General features: G+C 41.1%; 14 protein-coding genes. All 14 read right to left on the reverse strand.

Annotated features, from left to right (window positions below; genetic code table 11):
• Positions 1 to 102: 102 nt before the first annotated feature.
• Positions 103 to 357, reverse strand: coding sequence for a hypothetical protein (locus tag BO26_RS17730; protein WP_051691036.1), 255 nt, complete (start codon positions 355 to 357; stop codon positions 103 to 105).
• Positions 354 to 683, reverse strand: coding sequence for a hypothetical protein (locus BO26_RS24285; RefSeq protein WP_477707048.1), 330 nt, complete (start codon positions 681 to 683; stop codon positions 354 to 356). The genes BO26_RS17730 and BO26_RS24285 overlap by 4 nt, the downstream gene beginning before the upstream one ends.
• 22 nt (positions 684 to 705) lie before the next feature.
• Complete coding sequence (locus BO26_RS24290) at positions 706 to 1,011, reverse strand: hypothetical protein (protein ID WP_236637573.1); 306 nt, start codon at positions 1,009 to 1,011, stop codon at positions 706 to 708.
• A 220-nt stretch (positions 1,012 to 1,231) separates the two neighbouring features.
• On the reverse strand, positions 1,232 to 1,735 hold the full coding sequence (locus BO26_RS17740) for an immunity 42 family protein (RefSeq protein WP_036773804.1): 504 nt from the start codon (positions 1,733 to 1,735) through the stop codon (positions 1,232 to 1,234).
• Positions 1,732 to 2,526: a hypothetical protein gene (locus BO26_RS21655; RefSeq protein WP_051691037.1), complete on the reverse strand. Its 795-nt coding sequence runs from the start codon at positions 2,524 to 2,526 to the stop codon at positions 1,732 to 1,734. The genes BO26_RS17740 and BO26_RS21655 overlap by 4 nt, the downstream gene beginning before the upstream one ends.
• Positions 2,527 to 2,877: 351 nt before the next feature.
• Positions 2,878 to 3,144, reverse strand: a complete 267-nt coding sequence (locus BO26_RS17750) for a hypothetical protein (RefSeq protein WP_036773806.1) — start codon at positions 3,142 to 3,144, stop codon at positions 2,878 to 2,880.
• Positions 3,145 to 3,193: 49 nt separating this feature from the next.
• Positions 3,194 to 3,859 (reverse strand): hypothetical protein, encoded by a 666-nt coding sequence (locus tag BO26_RS24295; RefSeq protein ID WP_051691038.1) that lies wholly within the window; start codon positions 3,857 to 3,859, stop codon positions 3,194 to 3,196.
• Positions 3,860 to 3,889: 30 nt separating this feature from the next.
• Positions 3,890 to 4,375 carry an Imm42 family immunity protein gene (locus BO26_RS17760; RefSeq protein WP_236637575.1) on the reverse strand — a complete coding sequence of 162 codons (486 nt, stop codon included), beginning with the start codon at positions 4,373 to 4,375 and terminating at the stop codon, positions 3,890 to 3,892.
• Between the two features lie 170 nt (positions 4,376 to 4,545).
• Positions 4,546 to 5,088 (reverse strand): immunity 42 family protein, encoded by a 543-nt coding sequence (locus BO26_RS17765; protein ID WP_036773811.1) that lies wholly within the window; start codon positions 5,086 to 5,088, stop codon positions 4,546 to 4,548.
• A 2-nt stretch (positions 5,089 to 5,090) separates the two neighbouring features.
• Positions 5,091 to 5,888: a hypothetical protein gene (locus BO26_RS22410; protein ID WP_072023299.1), complete on the reverse strand. Its 798-nt coding sequence runs from the start codon at positions 5,886 to 5,888 to the stop codon at positions 5,091 to 5,093.
• 37 nt (positions 5,889 to 5,925) lie between these two features.
• Entirely contained in the window at positions 5,926 to 6,174 is a 249-nt protein-coding gene (locus tag BO26_RS17775; protein ID WP_036773813.1) for a hypothetical protein, read from the reverse strand.
• 1 nt (position 6,175) lies between these two features.
• The gene (locus BO26_RS17780) at positions 6,176 to 6,868 is read right to left on the reverse strand and encodes a hypothetical protein (protein ID WP_081861936.1); all 693 of its coding nucleotides are present in this window, start codon (positions 6,866 to 6,868) and stop codon (positions 6,176 to 6,178) included.
• A gap of 4 nt (positions 6,869 to 6,872) precedes the next feature.
• Positions 6,873 to 7,172: a hypothetical protein gene (locus BO26_RS17785; RefSeq protein WP_036773816.1), complete on the reverse strand. Its 300-nt coding sequence runs from the start codon at positions 7,170 to 7,172 to the stop codon at positions 6,873 to 6,875.
• The coding region (locus BO26_RS17790) for a hypothetical protein (RefSeq protein WP_036773827.1) at positions 7,169 to 7,777 on the reverse strand (609 nt) is incomplete at its 5' end. The genes BO26_RS17790 and BO26_RS17785, both read right to left, overlap by 4 nt.

Consider the following 7,777-nt stretch of genomic DNA (forward strand, 5'->3'; position numbering starts at 1 on the left):
AATTTAAACTCGGGGCTGAAACTTCTTTTCATTATGTCACCTGTTGAATTGTCGAAGTAAGAATATCACCTCTATGACGGTGACCAAAATCATTGAACCACATCAATCAGATGGAGGCGTCTTATTTCCGCGATTTTCTTTCAAACGGGATAAGATCCAGATTCCCACTCCTAATGGTAATCCTATTGCTCCACCTCTTCTTACTGAATCTAAAGTATTATTTGCCCATTCAAAATAAAAATGTCCATCTCTTAAGAAAAAAATAACAGCGACTCCAAGTCTAATAAAAAGCAAAGCAAATGTTATAAGGAAAAAAAATGAAATAGCTAGTTTCATCATAAGCCTAATATCTTTCATCTTTTTCCTTCCCTTGCTTCCAATTGTTTCTGAACTTCCGAGCAGGCTATTTCCGATGCTCCAGCTCCCAAAATAGCTCCTGTCAAATTAGATGTTTTATTCGATATTATTGGTTTCAGTTGATTTCCGGCAGTAATAATTTTACTTCCGGTCGAACCAACTATATTACCGATAGCTGCCCCCGCTACTGGTGCAAGAGGGTCTTTATCCTGTAGTTTTGCCCTAACATAAGCCCCCGTTATACTCGCCACTTCTGTAAACCAAAACCCTTTGCCTTGCGTTACTGCTCCTGTTCCCGTGGCTATCAGGGCATCAATCACGTTCACAGAACCATTTGTAAGCTGATTACTAATGTTGGCCGTTCCACTGATTAGACCGCCAGCAAAAATACTGCCTACCGTTGCTCCCGATGGCAAGCAGCACCGGTGCCACTACTGTGGACATCCCCGCGCCCCACGCTGTTATCAATCCCCTTACCGGATCTTGTCCTTCCGGGTGATCACCTTTGGCATGTTTTGACAATGCCGCTGAAATCTCTTGAGGGGATTTACCTTCATTTAACATCGCGGTAGCCAGACTGGATGCTGACCGACCGTAATCCGCCATGCCTTTGGGTAGGCTAAGAGCATTATTGTCCGCAACAACGCATTCCATTGCGAAGTTGACCGCCGGACACCGATTTTCCCTGTGTACTCAGTCAGTTACAATCAATTTTTCCCGGTACGGTTTGATGCCCGGCCCACAACTCCCCGACGCGACTTTTCAGCCTGATAAGCCACTTTTCCCAGATGTAATGAACTGCTCCTTTTAAATGCCGGACAATTGTCTAACATTTGGGGTACAATTCACATCGACTGGGATTTCCTTATATACATTAGATTTTTTTAAGTTCTGGTAGTTGTTCGATAACATTTTTGACAGTATTTTTCTCAAAACGTTTTATCGTAACAGTCAATCCTCTATCACAGGTATAAATGATAAATTCATCTTCGCTATTATTTGTAATATAGTAAAAAATATAGAATCCAATATCTGTAAATTCTACAGGAGTTAAATCTATTCCTTGTTGCTCCATTTCTGGAAACTCTAAATCATCATCATCTGTATCCAAAAGAATATTATGTGAATGAGCAATAAATTCCATAATTTCTTTGTTCTGACTAAACAAGGAGGTATCAATTTTCTTGCATGATGGAAACTCCACTAAGCTGTCTTTTAGATGGTTTATCGCCATATGAAGTGTGTAGTTTGAACCGATGGCAGGAACAATCACATCATCTATGACAAAATTAAATATTCCATATTGCCAATAGCTATCTTCTGACAATTCACAAACTTCATAAGCAACAGCAAATTCATAAGGAAGTCCGTAGATCATTTTTTACCCCCTAGTTGCTTTATTTCACTGTTAAACTTCCGAAGCTCATTATGACCCAGAGCATTTTTACCATCACCAGTGCTTCCACTCCAATGAAATGAACCTGAACCATCTTTTCTCTCATTAAAAAATCTATGAATATTACCTTTTTCGTCTATCGCTAATCTAACTTTAGGATCTTTTGTTGGTATTGACTTTTCAAATAAATTGAGAGAATTTTGCGGTTCAAGGCCAGCACTTGGCCTATTTCCATTTCCTCCCAGAGTGTGTTTACTGTTTGATTTATAAACTAACCCATTATTTGCTGTCACTGGATTAGGTACTGGTACAGCACTTCCCTTGACTCCTTTTGCCCCTGCTTTACTGATCCCTCCAGCCACTCCCGCAGACGCCGCAATTCCCGTCTGCCCCATAATCTTCACGATTTCCTGGGTGGTTTCTTCTGAGCCGCCGGTGACTTGGGCACGATGGAGTACTAAATTCCGTGATGCATCAATATTCGACATCGCACCGCGTAAATCTGCCCATTCCCGCACTTCTGCCGGCGTGAGGGAATCCAGCCCCTGCATTCTGGCTTTTTCCTGAATCTCGCCTATCCGGGCACTGTAGTCACCTTGCAATGCCCGCAGCTCTTTGGCAACGGCAACGCACTGGTCAGCCCCTGAACACGTTGCTATCCGCTCCTGAACCTTGTCATATTCCTGCCGATATTTATCCCTGACGGCAGAACGGCAACGGGTATCCCCCTGACAATTAACCAGTTCCTCACTGCGCGATTGGTTCTTCTCCACGCTGAGGTGGTTGTTGTCTACAACAACTTTCTCTGTCGTGAAGTCTGACGCCGAACCTGATTTTTTCTAATAAACTCAGTTTGTTACAACCCATTTCTCCCAATGTGGTTTGATGCTCGACCCACAACGCCCCGACGCGACTTTTAGACCGATAAGTAACTTTACTTGACGCTGTTAAAAGGCAGTGCCTAAGAGCTGAGTATTTCCCTATGTGGCTATTAACTGAATTGAGTTCTATTCCGGTGGGTTGATGCTGAAAGCTATAAAGTGAAATAGTCGTTCAAACAATTTCAGAAGAAATCTTGCCTCTTAAACTAGATGTCCGCTCAAGAGGCAGGAAATTACTTGAAATTATCCTATATTGGTTAAAATATTTTTGATTATAGATGTTACTGATTCATCTAGCCTTTTTTCATCGACTGTATAGATCAATAGCTCTATCTCATTCTCTGCATCGAATAAAATTGTGCGAAGCCACTTTTCTTCAAGTGCAACTATTTGATTTTCTGCTTTATAAATCTCTGACTGAATATCCTGTATTGTTATCTTTCCTTCAAGAAAGCTCCTACAAGCTCCTTTCAGACACTCAATTACTTCAGGGTAGATCCAATCATTCATTTCACACTCCTACGAAGGATCGTAACAATTACATTACCATTTTTTTCAGTCACGACACCAACATCACCATTCCAATATGTTGTCCGGGTACACCATTAACAACACTGTTTTGTGGAGTACCAGTTTTAATTACATGATCTACAATGTTGGGCGTCACATTTCTACCAGGTCCGGTTGTTCCTGCTGGTGAACCAAGACCAGAAGGTTGCATTCTATCCACAGCATGTTGTGAGTAAAGACGATCACCAATTTTGGCGTATTGCCGTCCATCAACAGTAGTTTTTTGATAATGTTGCCATGAATTCCACTCTAATTTTTCAGAAGGAGTTGTCGTCTTATTTCCAGTAATACTCTTATCAGTCAGAGAACTTCCTTTCCCCTCAATTACTTCTGTTGACCGATACTTACTTAAAGACAGATATGCCTTTGCTGCTGCAAACTGTATCAGCTTTGCTTCACTGGCAGGTATCCCTCCGGCAACAATTTCCGCCGCTTTCTGTGGCGTCATCTGCTCATTTGATAATACGACATCCAACGGAACACCAAAGAAGTTACCCCACGCAATAATCAGACCTTTTGCCGGGTCCTGACCAGCAGGGACTTGCCCTTTTAGGTAGTGAGTCAAAGCAGCGTTGATTTCTTCGGGTGTTGCCCCGGATTGAGCCATTTTTTGAGCCAGTGAACCCGCGCCTTCGGGACCAAACAGACCTCCCATGCTAAGGGCATTATTATCCGCAACAGCCCTTTATGATTTCAGTTCAGTATTAATAAATGCTCCTGTTTTTTTCATCACTAAATCCTCTGCCAACGGTAAGTTTCTAATTAATTTTTCTATTGTCCCTCTAGGATATCGCTCTTCTTGGAATGTTTTTTCATAATTTGTTGTATAAATAAGACGATCTTCATCGCCATCAAAACCCAACCAAAAAATAAAGCCATAATCTGATAATTCAGAGGATAATGAGATAAAGTTCTCCGGTTCTCCCTCAGAAAAATCTAAATCAGACAATGGAATATTCCCAACATCTCGTAAGTTCCTGCACATTCCATCTTCAAGGCTCTCTTTTAGCTCAGATATCACCATGTATAGATCCATTGTTACTCCCGTCCCTGGAATTAATGTGTCATTAATTATAAAATTAAACATTCCACTCGGTGAACAAAGGACATCGATTTGCTCAATATGGATAGCAATTTGATAAGGATCTCCAATAATCATTTTATTTTCCACAACAACGCATTCCATTGCGAAGTTGACCGCCGGACTCAATTTTTTCTAAAGCACTCAGTCAGTTACAACCCATTTCTCCCGGTACGGTTTGATACCCTGGCCACAACGCCCTGACGCGACTTTTGAGCCTAATAAGCTATTTTGCTTTGATGCTGTTAAAAGGCAGTGAGTTAAATGGTTGAATAATATTCGAATGCTTTTGAAATTATTTCATTAACTTCACTCTTATAAAGAATAGCCTCTCTGATATCAGGATTAGTGATCGTTTCCCAAAAACCATTCCCATGTTCGTCTTGCTTTAATTCACTATACTTAGCGCCAAGTATCCTAACCATATCACCATGAGAAACAGCAAAAACAATAAAACCAGCATCATTAATATTTTCTGTTGACGCTTGATATTGGTAAGATTGCTCAAAATTTTCGGGCTCATCTTGTCCTATCAACTCTGGAGAAATCATTCCTAACATAAAGTTAAAAGCATCTTTAGTTCCTTTTTCAAACAACACTTTATTTTCCTGAAAAGAAAATAAAGCATTAGTATTGTCTTTCAACGAAAAAACATCTACCCAAAGGGTAGATGTCCTTATTTCTTCAGGGAAAAAAAAACCATCAATACAAAAATGGAAAAGTCCATTTTTATAAGTATCATCACTCCATTCTGGAAGATGTTGTATTAACACTGCAAAACGATATGGATCACCAAAAATCATAATTATCTCCATTTTCCGGACAAACCAAGTTGTTTTTTGACTTCATTAGGAATGTCATTTTTATTCAATGGATTTTTTACATCACCGGTACTTCCATTCCAGTGATATTCCCCATTGGTCCCTTCGAACCGATGAACATTACCTTTTTCATCCTTAGCAAATCTAACTTCTTTATTACCATAATTTTTGGAGCTTGGAATTGAGTTTTCAAAAAGTTTCAATGAGTCTTTTGGTTCTATTCCCGCATTACGGCGATTTCCATCACCACCAAGAGTATGTTTAGGATTGGATTTATAAACTAACCCATTATTTGCTGTCACTGGATTAGGTACTGGTACAGCACTTCCCTTTATTCCTTTTGCTCCAGCCTTACTGATCCCTCCGGCCACTCCCGCAGACGCCGCAATCCCCGTCTGTCCCATAATCTTCACGATTTCCTGGGTGGTTTCTTCTGAGCCGCCGGTGACCTGGGCACGATGGAGCACCAAATTCCGTGATGCGTCAATATTCGACATCGCACCGCGTAAATCTGCCCATTCCCGCACTTCTGCCGGCGTGAGGGAATCCAGCCCCTGCATTCTGGCTTTTTCCTGAATCTCACCCATCCGGGCACTGTAGTCACCTTGCAATGCCCGCAGCTCTTTGGCAACGGCAACGCACTGGTCAGCCCCTGAACACGTTGCTATCCGTTCCTGAACCTTGTCATACTCCTGCCGATATTTATCCCTAACGGCAGAGCGGCAACTGCTATCACCCTGACAATTAACCAGTTCCTCACTGCGCGATTGGTTCTCCTTCACACTTAGGTGGTTGTTGTCTACAACAAATTGAAATTACCTATTTTTTTCGAAGTTCATGGAGAATGGAAATAATCCATGCCCCAATACCAATTATTACCCCACCTGCTATTCCCCCCTTCATAACCTTGATCGCATCATTTATTGAATAATCAAACCTACTGTTCAAAATATAATCAATCAAATTAATTAATAAATTTATGAAAAGCCCAGATAAGATCAACCCAATAGAACAAGTAACTATCAAGTAGATAAATAAGAAAAGGAACTTTTTATATACAATAGACATTTTATTTCTCCTCCTTGTTTTTGTTTGGAGAAGAAATAATTTTATTTAATTGATCTACTGAAGTTTCAGATGCTAATGACGACGTACCATTGCCAAGCATTCCAGGGATCTTACTCGGTGACATTTCTTTCGAGATCCCTAATTGGCCTTTTACTTCTGAGTACTTAAGTAAGTTGGGATTAAATTTCGGGTCCCAGCCACCAGTTATCCATTTACCTATAGCATTTGTACCAGAGGTAGCATACTTACCCACACCATAACCTACTGATGCGCCAATCCCACTAATAATTCCCCCCTTTAGCGGATCATCCCCTTTCACATAACTCGAAGCAGCACCCATACCTGCATTCCAGGCTATTGTGCCCCACAGACCAGTATTGGCCGTGAATGCCCCCGTCCAGTACGCAAAAATAGCATCATTGGGGTCGATATTGCCATTAGCAAGATATTGGATACCGGTGTTGGCTCCGGCACCAATCAGGCCCGTTGTTATAGCGGTTCCCGATAACAATGGTAAGGCTAACACACTCCCTTCCGCGGCAACCATAGTCTGGCAGGAGAGTGGCGTATTACCGCTACAGGCTTTCTGGATTTCGGTTTGCTTGTCCTGCTGCCATTTCTTCACTGTGCCTTTTTTATTCGCTTCTGCCGCCGCCAGTACACTCGCCAAGGCATTATTGTCAATAATAGACATTTTATTATTTTTCTTCCTTATTTTTGTTTAATGAAGAAAGTTTCTTGCAAAATTCTTCTATTAAACTAAATAAATAAATAAAAAATCCAAATATTACCCCGCCACTACCGCCCACTTTTATACTAAATTTTAATCCACTAATAGCTGGTTGAATGTCTAAAAGAAAACACCCCTCTTTAACGAATATCATCAGGTACGCTAAGGGAATACTCATCATACAACACACTGAAAAAGTTATTCCCCATCCCAATACTAGATAGATAAATTGTTTCAGTCTAAAAATAATGCCTCTTTTATTATTCATTTTTTTCTTCCTTGTATTTTATTTACTCCTGCTTCTGCAATGTAATCTGTTGCAGTTCCCGCATAGTTTCCGATAATTGTGCCACTAATCTCGGAAGCCTTATTAGAATAGCCTTTAGAAAGCATTTCATTGGTAAACTTACCCCCCACTTTATTACCAATTACAGTACCAACGGCATTACCTAACATTGAGGTTGTAGGATCTTCCCCCTTAATTTTACTTCCTAAATAAGCGCCTCCTGTATTCACCAAGGTACTAAATAGCGTTCCTTTACCTTGCGTTAATGCACCTGTTCCTACCGCTATCAGTGTATCTGTTGCACTATAGTGTTCTCCTGGTTTCAACGTTAAAAGCTGTTTGGTGGCATCGGTTGTTCCTCCTAAAATACCCCCACCAATGACTGCCGCAGTCCCAGCAATAGGGGTAACTATAGTCCCTCCCACAGCAGAAACACCCGCACCCCAAGCGACTAACAACCCTCTTACTGGATCTTGCCCTTCCGGGTGATCGCCTTTGGCATGTTTTGACAATGCCGCTGAAATCTCTTGAGGGGATTTACCTTCATTTAACATCGCGGTAGCCAGACTGGATGCTGACCGACCGTA

It is taken from the genome of Photorhabdus australis DSM 17609 (genome assembly GCF_000711895.1).
Classification (GTDB): domain Bacteria; phylum Pseudomonadota; class Gammaproteobacteria; order Enterobacterales; family Enterobacteriaceae; genus Photorhabdus; species Photorhabdus australis.

Excerpts from the sequence above, each read along its gene's own strand:
- BO26_RS17785 (WP_036773816.1), bottom strand. The coding sequence starts at position 7,172 with ATGAATAATAAAAGAGGCATTATTTTTAGACTGAAACAATTTATCTAT.
- BO26_RS24295 (WP_051691038.1), bottom strand. The coding sequence starts at position 3,859 with ATGGGAGGTCTGTTTGGTCCCGAAGGCGCGGGTTCACTGGCTCAAAAA.
- BO26_RS17730 (WP_051691036.1), bottom strand. The coding sequence starts at position 357 with ATGAAAGATATTAGGCTTATGATGAAACTAGCTATTTCATTTTTTTTC.
- BO26_RS17750 (WP_036773806.1), bottom strand. The coding sequence starts at position 3,144 with ATGAATGATTGGATCTACCCTGAAGTAATTGAGTGTCTGAAAGGAGCT.
- BO26_RS17780 (WP_081861936.1), bottom strand. The coding sequence starts at position 6,868 with ATGTCTATTATTGACAATAATGCCTTGGCGAGTGTACTGGCGGCGGCA.
- BO26_RS17775 (WP_036773813.1), bottom strand. The coding sequence starts at position 6,174 with ATGTCTATTGTATATAAAAAGTTCCTTTTCTTATTTATCTACTTGATA.
- BO26_RS17740 (WP_036773804.1), bottom strand. The coding sequence starts at position 1,735 with ATGATCTACGGACTTCCTTATGAATTTGCTGTTGCTTATGAAGTTTGT.
- BO26_RS24290 (WP_236637573.1), bottom strand. The coding sequence starts at position 1,011 with ATGGAATGCGTTGTTGCGGACAATAATGCTCTTAGCCTACCCAAAGGC.
- BO26_RS17765 (WP_036773811.1), bottom strand. The coding sequence starts at position 5,088 with ATGATTTTTGGTGATCCATATCGTTTTGCAGTGTTAATACAACATCTT.